This is a genomic window from Natronococcus amylolyticus DSM 10524 (assembly GCF_000337675.1).
GTDB lineage: Archaea > Halobacteriota > Halobacteria > Halobacteriales > Natrialbaceae > Natronococcus > Natronococcus amylolyticus.
The window spans coordinates 156365-175056 of the sequence record NZ_AOIB01000026.1 but is presented as its reverse complement, the minus strand read 5'-3'; the positions used below and the strand labels follow the sequence as shown (position 1 = coordinate 175056).

The 18692-nt window shown below is 67.1% G+C and carries 16 protein-coding genes; 10 read left to right on the top strand and 6 right to left on the bottom strand.

Annotated features, from left to right (window positions below; translation table 11 throughout):
* Positions 1-13 precede the first annotated feature (13 nt).
* On the top strand, positions 14-1207 hold the full coding sequence (locus C491_RS12560) for a threonine synthase (RefSeq protein WP_005556799.1): 1194 nt from the start codon (positions 14-16) through the stop codon (positions 1205-1207).
* A 561-nt stretch (positions 1208-1768) separates the two neighbouring features.
* Here C491_RS12560 and C491_RS12555 read toward each other — a convergent pair.
* On the bottom strand, positions 1769-4459 hold the full coding sequence (locus C491_RS12555; protein WP_005556797.1) for a PAS domain-containing protein: 2691 nt from the start codon (positions 4457-4459) through the stop codon (positions 1769-1771).
* Between the two features lie 162 nt (positions 4460-4621).
* Here C491_RS12555 and C491_RS12550 point away from each other — a divergent pair, with 162 nt between their 5' ends.
* A complete protein-coding gene (locus tag C491_RS12550; protein WP_005556795.1) occupies positions 4622-5320 on the top strand; it encodes a phosphoglycerol geranylgeranyltransferase in 699 nt (232 codons plus the stop codon).
* A 32-nt stretch (positions 5321-5352) separates the two neighbouring features.
* On the opposite strand, the gene C491_RS12545 is transcribed toward C491_RS12550, so the two are convergent.
* Together C491_RS12545 and C491_RS12540 are read right to left on the bottom strand one after the other, a co-directional pair.
* Positions 5353-6033: a DUF4336 domain-containing protein gene (locus C491_RS12545; RefSeq protein WP_005556793.1), complete on the bottom strand. Its 681-nt coding sequence runs from the start codon at positions 6031-6033 to the stop codon at positions 5353-5355.
* A 104-nt stretch (positions 6034-6137) separates the two neighbouring features.
* Positions 6138-7205: an mRNA surveillance protein pelota gene (locus C491_RS12540; protein ID WP_005556791.1), complete on the bottom strand. Its 1068-nt coding sequence runs from the start codon at positions 7203-7205 to the stop codon at positions 6138-6140.
* 288 nt (positions 7206-7493) lie between these two features.
* On the opposite strand from C491_RS12540, the gene C491_RS12535 reads away from it, so the two are divergent.
* From C491_RS12535 to C491_RS12525, 3 genes are all read left to right on the top strand, one after another.
* Positions 7494-7820 (top strand): hypothetical protein, encoded by a 327-nt coding sequence (locus C491_RS12535; protein ID WP_005556790.1) that lies wholly within the window; start codon positions 7494-7496, stop codon positions 7818-7820.
* A gap of 76 nt (positions 7821-7896) precedes the next feature.
* A complete protein-coding gene (locus C491_RS12530) occupies positions 7897-9675 on the top strand; it encodes a nitrite/sulfite reductase (RefSeq protein WP_005556788.1) in 1779 nt (592 codons plus the stop codon).
* Between the two features lie 134 nt (positions 9676-9809).
* Complete coding sequence (locus C491_RS12525; RefSeq protein ID WP_193787536.1) at positions 9810-10094, top strand: DUF6360 family protein; 285 nt, start codon at positions 9810-9812, stop codon at positions 10092-10094.
* 1 nt (position 10095) lies between these two features.
* Here C491_RS12525 and C491_RS12520 read toward each other — a convergent pair whose 3' ends face one another.
* Positions 10096-10356, bottom strand: a complete 261-nt coding sequence (locus C491_RS12520; RefSeq protein WP_005556784.1) for a hypothetical protein — start codon at positions 10354-10356, stop codon at positions 10096-10098.
* A 117-nt stretch (positions 10357-10473) separates the two neighbouring features.
* Between C491_RS12520 and C491_RS12515 the strand changes: the two genes are divergently transcribed.
* From C491_RS12515 to C491_RS12505, 3 genes are all read left to right on the top strand, one after another.
* Complete coding sequence (locus C491_RS12515) at positions 10474-11007, top strand: hypothetical protein (protein WP_005556781.1); 534 nt, start codon at positions 10474-10476, stop codon at positions 11005-11007.
* 133 nt (positions 11008-11140) lie between these two features.
* Complete coding sequence (locus C491_RS12510) at positions 11141-12892, top strand: asparagine synthase-related protein (protein ID WP_005556779.1); 1752 nt, start codon at positions 11141-11143, stop codon at positions 12890-12892.
* A gap of 51 nt (positions 12893-12943) precedes the next feature.
* A complete protein-coding gene (locus C491_RS12505; RefSeq protein ID WP_005556777.1) occupies positions 12944-14029 on the top strand; it encodes a thiamine ABC transporter substrate-binding protein in 1086 nt (361 codons plus the stop codon).
* Positions 14030-14104: 75 nt separating this feature from the next.
* Here C491_RS12505 and C491_RS12500 read toward each other — a convergent pair whose 3' ends face one another.
* Positions 14105-14419 (bottom strand): thiamine-binding protein, encoded by a 315-nt coding sequence (locus C491_RS12500; RefSeq protein WP_005556775.1) that lies wholly within the window; start codon positions 14417-14419, stop codon positions 14105-14107.
* 111 nt (positions 14420-14530) lie between these two features.
* On the opposite strand from C491_RS12500, the gene C491_RS12495 reads away from it, so the two are divergent.
* Entirely contained in the window at positions 14531-16423 is a 1893-nt protein-coding gene (locus tag C491_RS12495) for an ABC transporter permease (protein WP_049891852.1), read from the top strand.
* Positions 16413-17582: an ABC transporter ATP-binding protein gene (locus C491_RS12490; RefSeq protein ID WP_005556771.1), complete on the top strand. Its 1170-nt coding sequence runs from the start codon at positions 16413-16415 to the stop codon at positions 17580-17582. The genes C491_RS12495 and C491_RS12490 overlap by 11 nt, the downstream gene beginning before the upstream one ends.
* A gap of 58 nt (positions 17583-17640) precedes the next feature.
* On the opposite strand, the gene C491_RS12485 is transcribed toward C491_RS12490, so the two are convergent.
* Positions 17641-18633 carry an NAD(P)/FAD-dependent oxidoreductase gene (locus C491_RS12485; protein ID WP_241431309.1) on the bottom strand — a complete coding sequence of 331 codons (993 nt, stop codon included), beginning with the start codon at positions 18631-18633 and terminating at the stop codon, positions 17641-17643.
* Positions 18634-18692 lie beyond the last annotated feature (59 nt).

Genomic DNA, 18692 nt, shown 5'->3' with positions numbered 1-18692 from the left:
CGAACACACCTCTATGGAGACGACAGCCGCCTTCGAGGGCCTCGAGTGCGTCGACTGCGAGTCGACGGTCGACGCCGGCGCGGAGAGCCACCGGTGTCCGGACTGCGGTGGAATCCTCGATCCGAGCTACGACTACGACGCGGTGGATCTGGATCGCGAGACGCTCGCCGAGCGCCCGTTCGACTCGCTGTGGCGCTACGAGGAACTGCTCCCGTTCCCCCGCGAGGACGCCGTGACGATGGATGAAGGCGCGACGCCGCTGGTCGAGTGTCCGGCCCTGGCGGACGAACTGGGCGTCGGTCGGCTGCTGATCAAAGACGAGGGGCGGAACCCGACGGGGACGTTCAAGGATCGGGGACAGACCGTCGCTGTGACGGCCGCAGACGGGCACGACGCGAGCGAGGTGGCGCTGGCGTCGGCCGGCAACGCGGGCCAGGCGGCCGCAGCGTACGCGGGACGGGCGGGGATGGAGTCGCACGTCTACGTTCCCTCGCGTTCTGGCTTTACGAACAAGGCGATGATCAACGTCCACGGCGGCGACATGAACGTCGTCGGCGGACGGATCGGCGAAGCCGTCGCGGCCTTCGAGGAGGGACTCGCGGAACACGACGACTGGTACTCCCTCCAAACGTTCGCCACGCCGTACCGCCACGAGGGGAAGAAGACGATGTTCTACGAGATCGCCGAACAGCTCGAGTGGGAGAGCCCCGACGTGATCTCGTACCCGACCGGCGGCGGGGTCGGTCTCGTCGGGATGTACAAGGCCGCCCGCGAACTCGAGACGCTCGGCCTGAGCGACGCCGTTCCGTCCTTCTACGCCGCCCAGGCGTCGGGCTGTGCGCCGATCGTCGAGGCGTTCGAGGAGGGGCGGGACGTCCACGAACCGGTCGAACACCCCGACACGATCTGTGGCGGCATCGAAATTCCCGACCCCGGCGCGAGCCCGTGGATCCTCGAGGCGATCCGCGAGAGCGACGGCGGCGCCGTCGCGACCGACGACCCGGAGATCCTCGACGCCGCGATCGCGGTCGCAAAGCGAGAGGGCCTCGAGATGGCGCCGACCTGTGCCGCGGCGGTCAGCGGCCTCTTCGAACTGGCCGACCGGGGCGCCTTCGACGGCGACGAGACGGTCGTCGCGGTCAACACTGGGACGGGGAACAAGGAAGCCGACGTGTTGCGCAGCCACCTGATGAGCAAGGGGGTTTGACTGTAGCAGCAGTTGGTAGTGCGGTTCTTTGTTTAGTCTGGGTAGCGAATCTAAACCGTCAAATTCGTCACGCAAAGCGTGCGTATGGACCGTTCGACATCGTGTCTGCAGCCCAACTGACCACCACTGGGTGGAACTGAAAGGGGCTAGCGCGCTGGAGGCGCGAGGCGAAGCAAGCACCGCAGGGAGCAACGCGACCGAGGAGCACAGCGAGCCACAGCCCTCGAGCGCGCCAGGGGCTTTCGGGGTGATACTGACAAGTACCTGGTTCTACTCGCACGAATACATGGAATCGCCACACCTTCCCCAGCCGATTCGTTCACGTTGTTCGCTCATCCCTCGCACAGCGTGGTCGCCTGTCCTCACTGACGTTCGGACGGCCGACAGCGCGCGCCACCGCGGGTGAATGGTCGGACCGAGCTGGTACATAGTTCATCTGTACGTGACTATATTTTCATACGTCCCTTGAGTAAAGGAATTGTACTACTGTCTACTCGAGCGATAACTGAAATTATTGACACCGATCGTCCAGCCGTCGTCCGATCGGGTGCGCACCGATTTTCAGCGGCTACCGTACGCCTCGTCGGCCGCCGGAAGCGTAAACGAGAACGTCGATCCCTCTCCGGGCTCCGATTCGACCCAGATCTCGCCGCCGTGGCGCTCGACGATCCGCCGGCAGAGCGCGAGCCCGATCCCCGAGCCCGCGTACTCGTCGTGAGTGTGCAGCCGGTGGAACACCTCGAAGATACGTTCGGTCTCGTCGGGGTGGATGCCGATCCCCTCGTCGCGGACCGAGATTCGCCACATCGGCCCCTGTCGTTCGGTCGAAACGGTGATCCGCGGCTCGTTCTCCCGTGAGTACGTGAGCGCGTTCGAGAGGAGGTTCCGGAGGAGCTGACGGAGCTGCTTGGGGTCGCCCTCGACCCACGGGAGCGACTCGGCGTCGATCTCGGCGTTCGACTCCTCGATACGACCGCCCAGTCCCCCGAGGACGTCGTCGAACACCGCCTCGAGCTCGACGGGCTCGAGCGGCTCGCCCGCGGTATCGATCCGGGAGTAAGCGAGCAGGCCGTCGATCATCTCGCGCATCCGGTCGGCGCCGTCGACGGCGAACGCCAGGAACTCCTCGGCGTCGCCGTCGAGTCGATCGCCGTAGCGATCCTCGAGCAGGCGGAGGTAGCTCGAGACCATCCGCAGCGGCTCCTGGAGGTCGTGGGAGGCGGCGTAGGCGAAGCGCTCGAGGCGCTGGTTCGACGTTTCGAGCTTCTCGATCGTCTCCTCGAGCCGGCGCTGGTACTCCCGACGTTCGGTGACGTCGGTCTGGGTGATCACGCCGCGACGAACCTCGCCGTGATCGTCGCGCACGGGCATCCCGTGTGTCATGACGATCCGACGCTCGCCGTCGGCGGTCTCGATCTCGTGGACGTCGGGGTCCGTGACCTCCTCGCCCTCGAGGACGCGCGTCATCGTCCACTCTTCGGGTTCGATCGGGTCGCCGGTGTCGGCCCACCAGCCGTCGTAGCGCTCGTAGTCACCGATCGCTTCGGCGTCGAAGACGTCCCCGCCCCACAGCTCCCGCGCCGTTTCGTTGGCCTCGATGAGCCGTCCGTCGGCGTCGCCGACGATCACCGCGACGGGCAACACCTCGAACAGCGTCTCGAGCTGGCGCTTGTGGGTCTGGAGCTTCCGCTCGGCGCGCTTTCGTTCGGTGATGTCGGCGACCGCGCCGGGGAACGTACGCGGGGTTCCGTCCTCGTCGCACTCGACGTGACCGCGGACGACGAGCCAGCGGAGGTCGCCGTCGGCGTTGCGGACGCGGTACTCCTCCTCGTACTCGCTGCAGTGCTCGAGGGCGTCCTCGATGCTTCGCTCGACCCGGTCGCGGTCGGCCGGGTGGATCGACGAGACGAAACGCTCGAGGGAGACCCCCTCCCGAGCCTCGTCGGGATCGACCCCGAACGTCTTGGCGAAGGCCGCTCCCGCGACAAACTGATCTTCCTGGACGCGCCACTCCCAGGTGCCGACGGCGCCGGCTTCCGTCGCGGCCTCGAGCTGTGCTTTCGCGTCCTGCAGGAAGCGCTCGCGTTCCCGCTGGTCGGTAACGTCCTGGGCCATCGTCAGCCCGGCGACGACGTTCCCGCCGTCGTCGGTAACCGGAACCACGTGGACGAGCCACGCTCGGCCGTCCTGCTCGAGTTCGATCCGCTGTTCCTCGCCCTCGAGAGCGCGCTGGTAGGCCGGACCGACCGTCGCCGCGACCGATTCGTCCCAGACCTCCCGGAAGTGTTTCCCCTCGAGGTCGGCCGGGTCGGCGTCGAGCCGATCGAAGCCGCGACCCGCTGCCAGCGTGTACTCCCCGTCGAGATCGAAGAGGGCGACGATCCCGTTCGGGAACTGCTCGGCGAGGGTTCGGTACCGACGCTCCGACACCGTCAGCTGACGTTCGCGTTCGACCTGTTCGGTCACGTCCCGGAAGTACACCGAGATCCCGACCTCGGTCGGATAGACGTCCATCTGAACCCAGCTGTCGAGGGGTTCGACGCGACGCTCGAACGAGAGGGGCTTTTTCGTCGCCATCACGGTCCGGAGTCGCTCCTCGAGGTGGGTGCCGACGAGCGACGGCAGCGCCTCCCAGACGTTCGCCCCGTGCAGGTCCTCGGCCGGCCGGCCGAGCAGCTCCGCGGCCCGGTCGTTGACGTAGGTGACTCGCCAGCCGTCGTCGAGGGCACAGAAGGCGTCGGAGATGCGGTCGAACACCGCGTCGAGCTCGGACGAGAGCTGCTCGACGCTGCGCTCGAGCCGCCGGGTCCGTGGATCCGGGTCGTCGCTTCCCCTACCCGCCCGCGGTGGCGCTCCCGAATGCCTGACGATGCAGACGGTACCGCGTTCCTCTCCCTCCTCGATGAGCCGCTCGAGACGGACCGTACAGTCGACGGTTCGGCCGTCGGTGGTCTCGATCACCGTCTCGAGGTCCCGTCTGTGACCCGGGTCGTCCTCACTCTCACCCTCATCCTCGCGCTCGAGGACATCGTCGTCGAACAGCGCCGAGACGCGTGCGCCCACCAGTTGCTCGCGAGCGTAGCCCGCGATCTCGAGCAGGTCGTCGGTGACCGTAACGATCCGTCCGTCGGCGTCGAGTTGAAGCACGCCGCCGTCGAGGGCGTCGGCGATCGCCCGAAACCGCTGTCGTTCGACGGCCGGGCTGCCGGTCGACCACCGCAGTTCCTCGGTCGATTCCGCCCGATCGCTCATACGGTGACTACTCTCGGCGGTGGAAAAATAAAGCCGACGTTCGTCGGCCCGCCCCTCGATGCCACGGAAGGGGACAGCGGTCGCCGTCGTCGGCTACTGTCGGACCGCCGTCTTGGGGGCCGTTTCGTAGCGCTTTTCCCGGTTGTCGGGAAACGGAGCGGTATGACTGCCCCCTGGACCGACTGGAACCATATCCTCAAACTCGACCCCGACAAGGAGCTTCCCGACGGCGTCACCTTCGGCGATCTCTGTGCGACCGGCACCGACGCGATCGAGATCGGGGGGACGATGGGAATGACCGAGGAGAACATGACCGCGGTGATCGACGCCTGCGCCGAACACGACGTGCCGCTCTACCAGGAGCCCGCGAACCCGAGCGTCGTCGTCCGGAACGACGCCCTCGAGGGCTACTTCATCCCGACGGTGTTCAACGCCGGCTCGCCGTTCTGGATCACCGAGGCCCACAAGGAGTGGGTCCGGATCGACACCGTCGACTGGGAACGAACGACCACCGAGGCCTACATCGTAATGAACCCCGAGGCCGACGTCGCGACCCTGACGGAGGCCGACTGCGACCTCGGGCCCGACGACGTCGAGGCCTACGCGAAGGTCGCCGAACGGATGTTCGGCCAGGAGATCGTCTACCTCGAGTACTCGGGGATGCTCGGCGACGAGGAGATCGTCGAAGCCGCCAGCCGGGGCGTCGACGAGTCGACGCTGTTCTACGGCGGGGGTATCCACGACTACGATTCGGCCTACGGGATGGCCCAGTACGCCGACGTGATCGTCGTCGGCGACCTCGCCCACGACGAGGGGGTCGACGCCCTGCGGGAGACGGTCGAGGCCGCGAACGACGCCTGATCGGACCGCGCTCGCTCGAGTCACCGTCGGGCTCAGAGAATCCAGTCGAATCCATCCGCAACGGCCTGTTTTCCGCCCGTCTCGACGATCTCGCCGTGGCCCGGGATCAGTCGGTCGAACTCCCAGGCGAGGACGTCCCGGATCGACCGTCGAAACGTGTCCTCGTTGGCGATCGTGAGTCTGAACTCGATCGGCGGAGAGATCCGCCGATAGATCCGCAACAGCCGCGCGACGAGGCGGGTCTTCGGAGGACTCGAGGGCCCGATGTGGAAGCCGACATCGCCGAGGATCACGGTTCCGCTCTGCCGGTGGTAGTACGCGATCTCGGTGAGCCAGCGGTGGCCGTCGACCGCGACCTGATCGATGTCGGCGCTCCAGCGTGGATCGGGGGTGTCGCCCAGCAGCCCGTCGAACTGCAGATCGAGTCGCCGAGCAGCCAGTCCCGGCGCGGCCAGCAGTTCGACGCCCGGAAACGCCGCCCGGTACTGCTCCATGTACAGGTGGCCGTGGAGCTTGCTCGCGGGCGCGACGAAGCGGACGTCGCCGAGTTCCTCGAGCGCACGCTGCAGGTCGGGCGTCAGTTCGGCCGGCGACTGGACGAACAGCCCTCCGCTCGAGAGTTCGACAACGGTCATGATCCGCCCGAGTTCGACGCCGAAAAACGTCAGCGGTTCCTCGTCGGTCCACAGCCGATCGGCCCGTTCGGTGAGCATTCCGTGGTCCTACGCCGGCGTACGTTATCAAAACAGTCGACGGTTCGTCGGGTCGGCTCGAGCGGCTCTCGGTCATTCGAGTCGCCCGCCAGCGTTCTGCCCGGTCACTCGAGCCGATAGCGCAACAGCGCCGCGATCCCGCCGAGGTTCGAGAGCTGCTCGCCGGGCGGAAACTCGCTCGAGAACACCGTTACCTCGCCGCCTTTCTGCTCGGCCGTGCGGACGACGTCGTCAACGTCGAGGCGCCACTCGCCGTCGGGCCCCCGTTCCTGTCGGAGCCGGTCGTCGACGATCAGCAGGCGTTCGATCGCGCCGTACTCGGCGGCCTGCTTGACCTCGTCGGGACCGTAGGCGGCCTTCGCGCCCTGGGCGATGCGCTGGGTCAACTCGTCGATGTACTCGGCCTCACTCTCGATGCGGGTCTCCTGTTGGACGTCCGCGACGGCACCGCGTTTGAGTACCTCGTGGACGCCCCGGTCGCCGACGGCCGCCGCGTCGACCATCGTGATCTTCTCGGCGACGTCGGGCGCGTTCTGTTCGATGTACTTGTAGGCGTCCTGCTTCGTAAAGCCGGGTCCCGCGAGGATGACCGCGTCGGCGTCCTGGCGCTCGAGGACCGTCGCTAGCTCCGCGAACAGCTCCGATCGCTCGCGGGCGAAGTCGCCCTTGCCCGTCGGTCCCGTGATCGCCGCCCGCTCCTCGGTGCCGTACTGGGCGACGGTGTGGACGTGGGCTTGTCCCTCCTCGACGGTGGCGATGGCGACGTCCGGGTTCTCGGTCGCCTCCTCGGCCTCCTCGAGGCGGGCCTCCTGGTCGGGTTTGAACCGCTTCTCGATCGACAGCTCCTCGCGCTCCTCGACGTTCAAGGTGTGGTGGAAGCCGAGCTGGTCCTCCCGCGAGCAGGCGACGATCTCGCCGCCGACCCGAAGCCGGTTGGCGAACTTGTGGAACTCGATATCGTCGACGGCGATGGCGACCCACATGTGCTCGCGCTCGCCGCCAGTGTCCCGCATCTGGTCGTCGTTGCGCTGGATCCGCCGGGTCGTATCGCCCGCGACGCGGTCGCCGGGCTCGAGGACGTACTGCAAATGCCAGAGGTCGTCCACGCTCTCGGGGACGACGGTGAGCCGCTCGCGACCCCCGTCGAGTCGCTCCCGGTCTTTGATCTGCATGGCCGTGAGTTCGCAGGGCGGTGGTAAGTGGGCTGCGATCCGGGAGCTAAGGCAGCGGCCCGGCGTTCGAGGGGGCCCGTCAGCGCGCGCTTCGTCAACAGGGCGGTGGTTTCCGTTGTCCCGCAAACGGAGATCTCGTCTATATCGGCAACAAGAACCGCTACCGATGACGCCGGCCCTGGATCGTTCCCGACTGTGTCTTGCGGTTTTCGCTCGAGGATGCGTCACGGGATCGGTAAGCATTGCCCGGGGCGACGAACGGAGTGCCCTCGGGTTCGAATCGGGAGTATGGCGATTGCACTGCGAACGCTCGACGACGGGGCGTGGATCAGCGTCGACGACAGCCGCCGGGTGAGCGTCAGCGACGTCTGGACGCTCTCTCGAGGCGTCTTCTGCGAGTGCGAGCCGGCGTACGTTCTGCTCGAGGGCTTCTTCGGAACCGGGGTCGACGGCTCGGTCGTCGTCGCCGACGCGGTCGGCCAGTGTCTCGAGTGTGGCACCCGCGACTCGATCGATCGACTCCCCGTCGGCCGCATCGTCGACGGCGAGTTCAAGCCCTACAGTCCCGAAGCCGTCCAGTCGACCCTCGAGTCCGACGCCGGGCGGCAAGCGTAGCCGGAATCCCCGAGAGGCGGGGAGAACTGACGTCACGCAGGGGGGCTTATAGGCGGAGTTCATAGCGGTGATATCAATGCCGAGTGACGTCGAGCAGTGGAAAGACGAACTCTACGGTACCGACATCCGCGCGGAGATCGAGCGCTTCGCGGAGGAGGGGTGGGATGCGATCCCCGACGACGAGCACGACGCGTGGTTCGAGCGCTTCAAGTGGTACGGCCTGTACCACCAGCGCGCCGGCCAGGAGTCGTACTTCATGATGCGGATCGGTCCACCGGGCGGCGTCCTCGAGCCCGGCCAGTTCCGGGAGATCGTCGAGATCGCCGACGACTTCTCCCGCGGCCCCGCCGAGAATCCGGTGTTCGGTAACGGCTGGATCGACGTGACGACCCGACAGGCGATCCAGCTCCACTGGATCCGCCTCGAGGACGTCCCCGAGATCTTCGATCGACTCGAGTCGGTCGGCCTCTCGACGGTCCAGGCCTGCGGGGACTCCTGGCGCAACATCGTCGGCTGCCCGGTCGCCGGCAAGGACAAACACGAGCACGTCGACGCCGACGCGCTCGCGACCGAGCTTCACGACACGTTCAAGCGAAACGAGGCTCACTCGAACTTGCCCCGGAAGTGGAAGGTGTCGGTCACGGGCTGTGACGAGGGCTGCGGTCAGGGCGACATCAACGACCTCGCCTTCGAGCCCGCCGAGAAGGAGATAGACGGCGAGACCGTCACGGGCTACAACATCCGCGTCGGTGGCGGCCTCTCGCGCAACGAGCCCCGCTTCGCCCGGGATATCGACGTCTTCGCGACGCCCGAGCAGGCCGTCGACGTCGCCGGCGGCATCTCGGCGCTGTTCCGGGACAACGGCGACCGCGAGAACCGCTACAACGCCCGAATCAAGTTCCTCATGGACGAGTGGGGTCCCGAGAAGTTCCGCGAAACCCTCCAGGAGGAGTTCGTCGACTTCGAACTCCATACGGCGGGCGAGGACCTCCGGGAGTCGTACTCCTACAACGCGGGCGAGGCCGACGGCAAACACGACCACGTCGGCGTCCACGAGCAGCCTGACGGCAACTACTACGTCGGGCTGAACGTCCTTGTCGGTCGCATCGGCGTCGACGAGGCGTACGACCTCGCGGACGCAGCCGACGAGTACGGTTCGGGCGAGGTTCGGCTCACCCAGCGCCAGAACATCGTCTTCACGGACGTCCCCGAGGAGAACGTCGACGACCTGCGCTCCGAGGACGTCCTCGAGCACTACAGCCCCGACCCGCATCCCTTCCAGCGCGGGTCGATCGCCTGTACCGGAACCGAGTTCTGCTCGCTCTCGATCGTCGAGACCAAGAACCGACAGGTTCGCTACGCCCGCTGGCTCGTCGACAACGTCGAGCTGCCAGACGGCGTCGAGAACTTCCACGTCCACCTCTCGGGCTGTACCGCCTCCTGTGCCCAGCCCCAGATCGCCGATGTCTCCCTGCGCGGGATGAAGACGCGCAAGGACGGCGAACCCGTCGAGGCGCTGGATATCGGCCTCGGGGGCGGTCTCGGCGAGGACCCGCAGTTCGCCGCCTGGATCGCCGAGCGGGTGCCCGCCGACGAGGTGCCCGGCGCGATCGCGAACCTGCTCGAGAACTTCGAGGAAGCGCGCGACAGCGAGGCCCAGAGCTTCCGGGAGTTCGTCGCCGAGCGCGAGGACGAGGAGCTCGCCGACCTGATCGAGCCCGAGGAGACCGACTACGACGACCCCTTCATGCACAACACGAAGCGGACGTGGTACCCCTACGCCGAGGAGGACGACCTGGACGAGAGCCCCGCTCCCGCACAGGCCGACGGGACGCCGATCCCGTCTGACGACTGACCACGTCTCCGCTCGGCGCTGTGCTCTCGGCTGCCGCCTTGCGCCGGTCCCCGGAGCCGCTCCGTTCGTTCTAGCGGACCCGTTTTCGCGTCGCTGTCGGGCCGCCTAAGTACGTTCGGCTGCTCTCGAGAACCATGGCAGACCGTCTGATGAAAGTCAACGCCTACACGACGCTCGACCTCGTCGACGCCGTCGCGAAGGGCCACGAGTTCGAGACGGAATCGCTCGCCGTCGTGAACGCGACGGCCGATAGGGAGGAGCCCGACTGCGTCCGGCTGCAGCTCGAGCTCGACAACATGACCGAGGAGCACCTTCCCGCACACATGGAGGAGGTGCAGCTGACGCCCGACCAGGCTCGAACGATCGCGAGCGACCTCGAGAAACACGCGGACCGGGTCGAGGACGCGACCGACGAGTAGCCTACTTGAGATCCTCGAGGGTGTCCTTGGCCTTGTCGACCGCGGTGTCGAACGTACTCTCGAGTTCCTCGACCGAGCGCTCGACGTGGTAGACTCGCTCGCTGGGCACCCGCCGAACCATGTCGTTGCCGTCGTCGTCGGTACCGTACGCGAACAGCCAGTGGTCCTGGAAGTAGGCGATATGGTCGTTGTCGACGGTGACCTCCTCGATCTCGTCGGTCGAGTTCTTGTAAACGATCGTCGCGGTGCCGAGTTCTGCCATACGCTCACTACCGCCCTCGGACGGGTAGCAGCTGGCCCGGCAGCTGCAACGGACGTGTGTAAATACCTATCATGGTTAGGGCACACCGGCTTTCGCCACGAGAACCTATGACATGGTATGAGAACGACTCAGCTAAACCGGCTGGCCGACTTCGGTACCCGATCGATCGTTACCCACGCGATCATGGCGCTCTCGCTCGTCAGCGCGATCACCGCCGGACTGTTTGTCGGCGGTGAACTGGGACTGGTATCGTTCGTCGCGCTATTGAACTTCACGGCCGGACTGTGGATCGCCCAGTCGATTCACTCGCTGGGCCACGCGCGAGACGGCGGCGAGTACAGCGGGATCCTCGACGAACTGCTCGAGCGCACCGAAACGCAGTCGGGCTCCGAGCGCGGTCTCGACACCGGGCGGTTAGCGCGGCTCGGAACCCTGATCGCGTTCGTGACGGCGGTCTCGCTGCTGACTTCGGCACAGGTTCTCGCCGGCCAGCTGTTCTCGATCGCGGTTGTCGCGATCGGCAGTATCGCACTCGTCACCGCCATCACCGGCTTCCTGATCTCGCTGGGGACGGCCTACGACGAGTCGACCGAGCGGTGGGACGCGGCGGCCGACCGACGGCGCCGCGAGCTGGCCGACAACCGGGAGTGAGCTGTCGGACAGAAGTCAGTGTAAAGTCGATCGTGAAGTCGCGACCGATCTCCAAATAGTTCTGTCCGACAGTATGAGCCGTCGAGTCGACACCCGTCGGCGGACCTAAGTACGCCTCGACGAACGAACGAGTATGCAGACGGTGCTGAGTCACGACGGCTGGACGCGAACCGACGGCGTCGCAGTTCGGGGTCGCGCGTTCGAGGACGGGCAGCTCCTCGAGGGGGCGTCCCTCGCCGCCCGCTTTGCGGACGCCAGGAGGGCCGACGCCGGACTCGAGGGCGTCGCTGATCTCGCGGCCACCTTCGAGGGCTTTTTCGCCGCCGTCATCGATACCGACGACGCCACCTATCTCGTCGCCGACGGCGCCCGGTCGATCCCGCTGTACTACGGTGCCGAGGGACCGATCTCGGATCGCGGGCGCGTGGTTCGCGAGGCGCTCGAGGCGCCAACGGATCCCGTTCTCGAGAGCGAGTTTCTCCTGACGCGGTACGTCACCGGTCCGGAGACGATCTGGTCGGGCGTCTACGCGACTCAGCCCGGCGAGGTGGTTCGGATCCGCGGCGGCGAGATCGAACGGCGAACCTACCGCGAGTACTGGCCCGCGGATCCCGAAGACGAGCGCACGAACGATCCCGCGACAGCTCGAGCGAGCCTCGAGTCGGCCCTCGAGACCGCGCTTGATCGGCTCGAGCGGGTCGCCGGCGACCGACCCGTCGTCGTCCCGTTGTCAGGCGGTTACGACTCTCGGCTGCTCGCGTCGGCGCTCGTCGAGCGCGACCGGGAGGTGATCGGGTTCACCTTCGGACGCTCGGGTCACCCAGACGTCGAACTGAGCAGGGAGATCGCGGGTCGACTCGGGATTCCCTGGGAGTTCTGTGACTACGACGAGTCGACGTGGCGCGAGTGGTACCGCGGTCCGGCGGGGCGACAATACGAGCGCGAGGCGTTCGGCGGCGACGTGCTCCCGTTTCTCGCGGAGTGGCCCGCCGTCCGCGAACTGGTCGCCGAGGGGCGGCTGCCGACCGACGCGCTGTACTGTCCGGGCCACACCGTCGCGACGCCAAGCGAGCGGCTGCCGCGGTTCGTCGGCGAGCGCCGTCGGTCAGAGCACTCGAGCGTCGGCTGCGGGCCGGCCGTCGACGCCGACGACGACGCGCTCGACCGAGAGCTGATCACCCCCTCGCTCGAGGATCTCGTCGACTACGTCCTCGAGCGCCACTACGTGCTGTGGGAGTGGGACGACGAGCGGTTCGAGGACGCCGCGCGGGAACGAATCCGTCGCGGACTATGTGGCAGGCGGGATCCGAGCACCGTCATGGACCCCGCGAGCGCGGCCGCGGCCTACGAGCGCTGGGAGTGGCGCGGTCGGATGGCGACGTTCACGAACGGCGACCTCCGGGTTTACGAGGATGCCGACCTCGACTGGTGGCTCCCGCTGTGGGACCCCGCCTACGTTCGTGCGTGGGAACGGGTTCCGCTCGAGGCGCGGCGGGGCAAGGGACTCCACGCCGACCTCGCGCGAGAGCGGTATCGACGCGCTGTCGACGTCCCCGACGAACGGGCGGGGCTGACGGATCGGACGCTCTCGGCCGCGGATCGCCACCTCGCGCTGGTTCGACACTCGCCGGTTCGCCAGTTCACCGAGCGCGGCGGGGACTGGGAGCCGCCGTTTCTCGCGCCGCGGTCGGCCTGGAGCGAGCCCGGTTCCCATCCCCTGGCGTGGTACGGCATCGTCGACGACGACGTCCTCGAGTCACTCCCGGCGTTTCGGAACCTCTACGCGCTGCGGACGCTGGCCGCGACGGGTCGGCTCGATCTCGGGGACGCGACGGGATCGTTTCCCGACGGACCGACGCTTCGGCTGCCGACCGCGGACGAGTAGTGCGGATCGAAAGCGCGACCCTTACGTACCACCGGTTGTGATCACTCGGTAATGAGACGACGGACGTTTCTCGCGAGCGGGGGGACAGTCGCCGGACTCGGGCTGGCCGGCTGCATCTCACAGGAAGGAGAGAACGGCGGAACGACCGGAAACGGCGACGACGAGGACGTGCTTCGGGTCGCGGCGAACACGTCGTTCGTCGACGCGCCCAGCGACAGCCCCGGCGAGTGGATCGCCGACGAGTTCGCCGACCGGTACGACGTCGAGTTCGAGTGGCAGACGCCCGAACAGGAGCTGAACTACTACATCGAGCGCCACAACGAGGACGTCGAGATCGAACCCGAACTCTACCTGGGGCTGAATCCCCACGAGGTCGTCCGGGCCGACCAGAATACCGACGACGAGCTGTTCGTCGAGACCGACGAGGACGCCCTCGAGCACGTCGCGAACGTCGACGAGGAACACTACTTCGACCCGCACGGACGGGTGATCCCGACCTATCGGAGCTTCTGTGCGATGGTCTACGACGGCCGGAACGTCGACACTCCCGAGACGTTCGACGACCTGCTCGATCCGAAGTACGAGGGCCAGATCGCGGTCTCGAACCCCCAGCGCGGGACGACGGGGCTGCTCTTCTTGCTGTGGACGATCGACCACTTCGGCGAGGACGAGTACCTCGAGTACTGGGATGAGCTGCTCGACAACGACACTCGTGTCCTCGACTCCTGGAGCGAGGTCTACGCGCAGTTCGAGGAGGGCGAGGTTCCGGTCGTCGCCTCCTACGCGAACGACCGCGTCTACGCCCAGCGTGCCGACAACGACCTCGAGAAACACCAGGTCGCGCTGCTGCACGATCAGGCCTACGCCAACGTCGCCGGCATGGCCCGCTTCGCCGACGGGACGAACGACGACCTCGCCCACGAGTTCATGGACTTCATCCTCGATCCCGAAGTTCAGGCGGTGATCGCCGAACGCAACGTGACGGGGCCGGTCAACGACGAGACCGAGCTGCCGGAGGTATACGAGGAGTACGCCAAACAGCCCGACGACACGCCGTTTTTCGACTACGACGACCTCGAGGCGAACCTCGACGGCTGGCTCGACGAGTGGGAACAGGTCGCCGCCGGCGACTACTGAGCGAGCCGTGGCCTCGAGCGCTCCGAACGAGCCGACTGCGGGCGTCGCGAATTGGCGAACGCCGCGAGCGACGCCTCAGTCGCCGTCGCTCCGAGCGTCGCGTCCGAGCTCCGACTCGACGGCGTCGACCTTGTCGCTCGCGGTCATCGACTTCTCGCGCCTGTCGTCGACCTGTACCAGCGTCTGGACCTCGCTGCCCTCGACCGCCCGGTGGGCAGCCCCGCAGGCCGCGAACAGCTCCTCGACGTCCTCGGCCTCGAGCGTCGTCGCTAGCGGCGTCGTCTCGTACTCGACGTCGTACTCCTCGAGGGCGTCGATCGCGGCCGCGACGTTCTCGGTCGCGTCGTCGTCAGTGATCGGGGTTACGCGAAGCAGTGCGAAAACTGTCATCGGCGACCGTTCTCGCGGTCGTCACGTAGTGGTTTCGATCGCCGGTACCACCCGGTGGTCGGTGCGCTCGACGGATCGAAACGCGATGAGCGACCGCGCGGAGGTGGCCGCGTGAACGACCGCCCGGATCCGAAAGCCGATGGCGGAGCGACCACGCCCGTCGACGTTCCCGCTTCGGGTTCCGACCCCGAGGACCCCCGCGCGGAAGACGAGCCGACGGGGCGACGGAACGCGAGGGGAATCCGCAACCGCCTCGAGCGTCGGGCCATCGCGCTGTTCGGCCTCGGAACGATCCTCCTGCTGGTCGTGCTGTTTTACTACCCCGTCGCGACGGTGTTCGTCGAGGCCGTCGTCGTCGAGGGAGCCGTGACGCTCGCGGTCTTCCTCGAGCTCCTGCGGGACCCGTTCTACTTCGGGGACGTCGCCCGCCTGTTCGCCGGCGAGTCCCCGCTCGCGGTTGCGAGCGACCTGCTCTCGAGCGACCGCCGGATCGGGATCGTCGGCTTCACGGCCTACCAGGCGTTCCTCTCGACCCTACTTAGCGTCGCGCTCGGCGTTCCCGCGGCGTACGTTCTCGCGCGCTACGAGTTCCGCGGACGGCGGACGCTGCGCTCGCTGACAGTGCTCCCGTTCGTGCTCCCGTCGATCATGGTCGCGGTCGGTTTCGTCGCGACGTTCGGCGAGAACGGGACGCTCAACCGCGCCCTCGGCCTCGTCGGACTCGGTCCGATCGAGCTGATGTTCACGCTCGAGGCGATCCTGATTGCCCACGCCTTCTACAACGCGCCGCTGGTGGCGCGGGTGACGACCGCTGCCTGGGAGTCCGTCGACGCGAGCGCGATCGAAACGGCCCGCAGCCTCGGCGCGAGCCCGTTTCGGGCGTTTCGGGACATCGTTGCCCCCCAGCTATATCCGGCCGTGTTGATGGGGGCCGCGCTGACGTTCGTCTTCACGTTCGGCACCTTCCCGATCGTGCTGGCGTTGGGCGGGTTCGAGCTGGCGACCGTCGAGGTGTTCGTCTACCGGCTGATCCAGGACCTGAACTACGCCGAGGCGGCCGCGCTGGCGATCGTCGAACTCGTCATCACGCTGGGGATCCTCTACGGCTACCTGCGCTACGAGGCAAACCACGTCGTCCGCTCTCGAGGGGTTCGTCCGCTCCCGCGCCGACCGCTCTCCCCACCGTCCCTGTCTCTCCGCGAACTCGTCCCGCGGGCGGGGATCGCCATCTACGCCGCGGTCGCGCTGGTCGTCTTCGTCTCGCCGATCGTCAGCATGCTCTACGCCAGCGTCGCGGGGCCGAACGGGCTCACGCTGGATCACTACCGATTCCTGATAGACCGCCAGCAGACCGCCGCGGCGTTTCAGGTCCGACCCTGGCCCGCGATCCGCAACTCCCTGCTGTTTGCCGCCGGCGCGCTCGCGCTCGCCCTGCCGATGGGGGTCGTCGTCTCGGTGCTGACGACCAGACGATACCGGGGCCGAAAGCTCGTCGACGCCGTGGCGATGGCCCCGCTCGCCGTCTCTGGGATCATCGTCGGGATCGGCCTCCTGCGGGGCCCGGTCTTCGGCATCGAGCTCGCGGGCTGGCAGATCACGATGGGCGGCGCCGCGGCGATCGTCGCCGCCCACGCGGTCTCGTGTTACCCGTTCGTCGTCCGCACCGTCGCGCCGGGGCTCGAGTCCGTCGACCGCTCGCTCGTCGAGTCGGCCCGCGCGCTCGGCGCTTCTCGAGCGCGGGCGCTGTACGACGTCGAGCTTCCGCTGGTCTGGCCGGGCGTCGTTGCGGGCGCCGCCTTCGTCGTCGCCATCTCGATGGGCGAGTTCTCCTCGACGGTCATTCTGGCGACCGGCACCGACCAATATACGATGCCGGTCGCGATCGAACGCTTCATCGGCCGTCGGCTCGGACCCGCAACCGCAATGGGTGTCGTCCTGCTGGTCGTCACGAGCATCAGTTTCGTGATCATCGACCGCCTCGGGGGTGAGAGCTTTGGCATCTGAGGAGTCGGATCGCTCGCTCGAGTCGCTCGAGTCCCGATCCCGGTCCTCGAGCGCGGAGTCCCCGACCGAAGATCGACCGATCGCCGTCGACCTCGCCGACGTCACGAAACGCTACGCCGAGACGACCGCCGTCGACGACGTCTCCCTGTCGGTCCGCGAGGGCGAGTTCTTCACGCTGGTCGGCCCCTCGGGTTGTGGAAAGACGACGACGCTTCGGCTGATCGCCGGCTTCGAGTCCCCAACCGACGGCACGGTTCGGTTCCACGGCGAGGACGTCACGGGGGTCCCGCCCGAGGAACGCGACGTCGGCGTCGTCTTCCAGAACTACGCGCTGTTTCCCCACATGAGCGTCGGCGAGAACGTCGCCTACGGGCTCAACTTCGCCGACCCGCCAGGGGGCGTCTCGGACGACGAACGGGTCCGAGAGCTGCTCGAGCTGGTCGACCTCGAGGGGATGCAGGACAGGGAGCCCGATCGACTCTCCGGCGGGCAACAACAGCGGGTCGCGATCGCTCGCGCGCTGGCACCCGGTCCCGACGTCCTCTTACTCGACGAGCCGATGAGCGCGCTCGACGCCCAGCTGCGCGAGCGACTCCGGATTCAGGTGAAGGGGATCCAGAAGGAACTCGGGATCACGACGATCTACGTCACCCACGACCAGGAGGAGGCGCTGGCGATTTCGGATCGCGTCGCGGTGATGCGGGCTGGCGCGCCGGAACAGGTCGCCCCGCCCCGCGAGATCTACCGGCGACCGGAGACGCGGTTCGTCGCGGAGTTCGTCGGCGACAACAACGTTTTCGAGGGAACCGTCCGATCGCTCGAGGAGCGAGCGAACGGCGGTCGGCGAGCCGAACTCGAGGTCGGTCCGGAGACGTTCGCGGTCGACCTCGCTCGCGAGGCCGCGGTCGGCGACGCGGTCACGTTCTGTGTGCGACCCGAGAACCTGCAGGTCAGCGCGAACGAAGCGGGCTCGAGCGAGCGAAACGCGACGACGGCGACCGTCCGGAGCGCGGAGTTTCTCGGCGAGACGACGCGGGTCCACCTCGAGTGGCACGGCCAGGAGTTGCTCGTCAGGACTCGTGATCCCCTCTCCGGGGACGTCGCGGTCGGCTTCGAAGCCGAAGACGCACACGTCGTCGCGATCGATCGAACCGTCTGAGCGGGTGGTGTGGTTTGATCGGTCGAGAGTTCTCGTCGTCCCTGCGATCTTTCGAGTACTACCGGAGGTGGCGGAGGAGCGTCGGCACTTTCGGGATATCCTTCGGATCGAACGGATAGAGGGTGAACAAGTCCGGAAGCGTGAGTTCGTACCGTTGTAACCGGTCGGCTTGCTCGTCCGACAGTCGGTCGGCGTTCCGCACGAATCGGTTCTGCTGGTCGGCGTCGAAATCGTACAGCAGTTCGCCCACCATCCGCTGTATCTTCCACTTCGGCCCCTTCTCGCGATTCCAGCGCCTCTCGTACTCGAGCAATGTCTCCCTGGAGGTGTCCCCTCGAGCGAGGGCGTCGATTACGACGTCGGCCGCCATCTCCGCCGACTCCATCCCCGGCCGAATCCCCTCGCCGAACAGCGGGTTGACGCTCGAAACGGAGTCGCCGACCGCCACTATTCCGTCGTCGGCTCGGTCGTTGATCGAATTGTCCGAGACGACTTCGCCGGCGTGGACCGCCTCGATCCCGTCGACGGTCCACCGGTCGTCGCTCTCGATCCACCGCTGTACGTACTCGTCGATCCCCCCGCCGTCCGGCGGCGCGTGTCGTTCGTGGAAGTCGTTCACCCAGCAGACGCCAATCTTGAAGACACCATCGCCGCCCGGAAACACCCACGCGTAGCCTCCAGGGGCGTACTCGTGGTCGAACCGAAACAGCATAGAGTCGCAGTCGAAGGTTCCCGTCACCTGGTACTCCTTTCCGATCCCGCGCTGTGCCGCGTCCGGATCCCACATCTCCAGCTCGTCCGTCAGCGCTCCGGCGGGCCCCGTCGCGTCGACCACCAGCGCTCCGTAGTATTCCGCCGAATCGCCGCCCCGACGGGCTCGAACTCCAGTAACGGCACCCTCTTCGGTAATCGGTTCCGAAACGCGGGTTCCCGTGACGACCTCGACTCCGTGTTCCCGTGCGTCCTCGCCGAGATACTCCAGGAACGCCGGAAAGTCGAGGACGTAGTTCGGAATCGCCACTCGTGAGCGGGTCTCCGGCCCCTCGAACACGACGTCGCTCGTGAGCGGGTCTCCAGCCCCTCGAACACGACGTCGGGGCTGGAATCCAT

Excerpts from the sequence above, each read along its gene's own strand:
- C491_RS12560 (WP_005556799.1), top strand. The coding sequence starts at position 14 with ATGGAGACGACAGCCGCCTTCGAGGGCCTCGAGTGCGTCGACTGCGAG.
- C491_RS12555 (WP_005556797.1), bottom strand. The coding sequence starts at position 4,459 with ATGAGCGATCGGGCGGAATCGACCGAGGAACTGCGGTGGTCGACCGGC.
- C491_RS12550 (WP_005556795.1), top strand. The coding sequence starts at position 4,622 with ATGACTGCCCCCTGGACCGACTGGAACCATATCCTCAAACTCGACCCC.
- C491_RS12545 (WP_005556793.1), bottom strand. The coding sequence starts at position 6,033 with ATGCTCACCGAACGGGCCGATCGGCTGTGGACCGACGAGGAACCGCTG.
- C491_RS12540 (WP_005556791.1), bottom strand. The coding sequence starts at position 7,205 with ATGCAGATCAAAGACCGGGAGCGACTCGACGGGGGTCGCGAGCGGCTC.
- C491_RS12535 (WP_005556790.1), top strand. The coding sequence starts at position 7,494 with ATGGCGATTGCACTGCGAACGCTCGACGACGGGGCGTGGATCAGCGTC.
- C491_RS12530 (WP_005556788.1), top strand. The coding sequence starts at position 7,897 with ATGCCGAGTGACGTCGAGCAGTGGAAAGACGAACTCTACGGTACCGAC.
- C491_RS12525 (WP_193787536.1), top strand. The coding sequence starts at position 9,810 with ATGGCAGACCGTCTGATGAAAGTCAACGCCTACACGACGCTCGACCTC.
- C491_RS12520 (WP_005556784.1), bottom strand. The coding sequence starts at position 10,356 with ATGGCAGAACTCGGCACCGCGACGATCGTTTACAAGAACTCGACCGAC.
- C491_RS12515 (WP_005556781.1), top strand. The coding sequence starts at position 10,474 with ATGAGAACGACTCAGCTAAACCGGCTGGCCGACTTCGGTACCCGATCG.
- C491_RS12510 (WP_005556779.1), top strand. The coding sequence starts at position 11,141 with ATGCAGACGGTGCTGAGTCACGACGGCTGGACGCGAACCGACGGCGTC.
- C491_RS12505 (WP_005556777.1), top strand. The coding sequence starts at position 12,944 with ATGAGACGACGGACGTTTCTCGCGAGCGGGGGGACAGTCGCCGGACTC.
- C491_RS12500 (WP_005556775.1), bottom strand. The coding sequence starts at position 14,419 with ATGACAGTTTTCGCACTGCTTCGCGTAACCCCGATCACTGACGACGAC.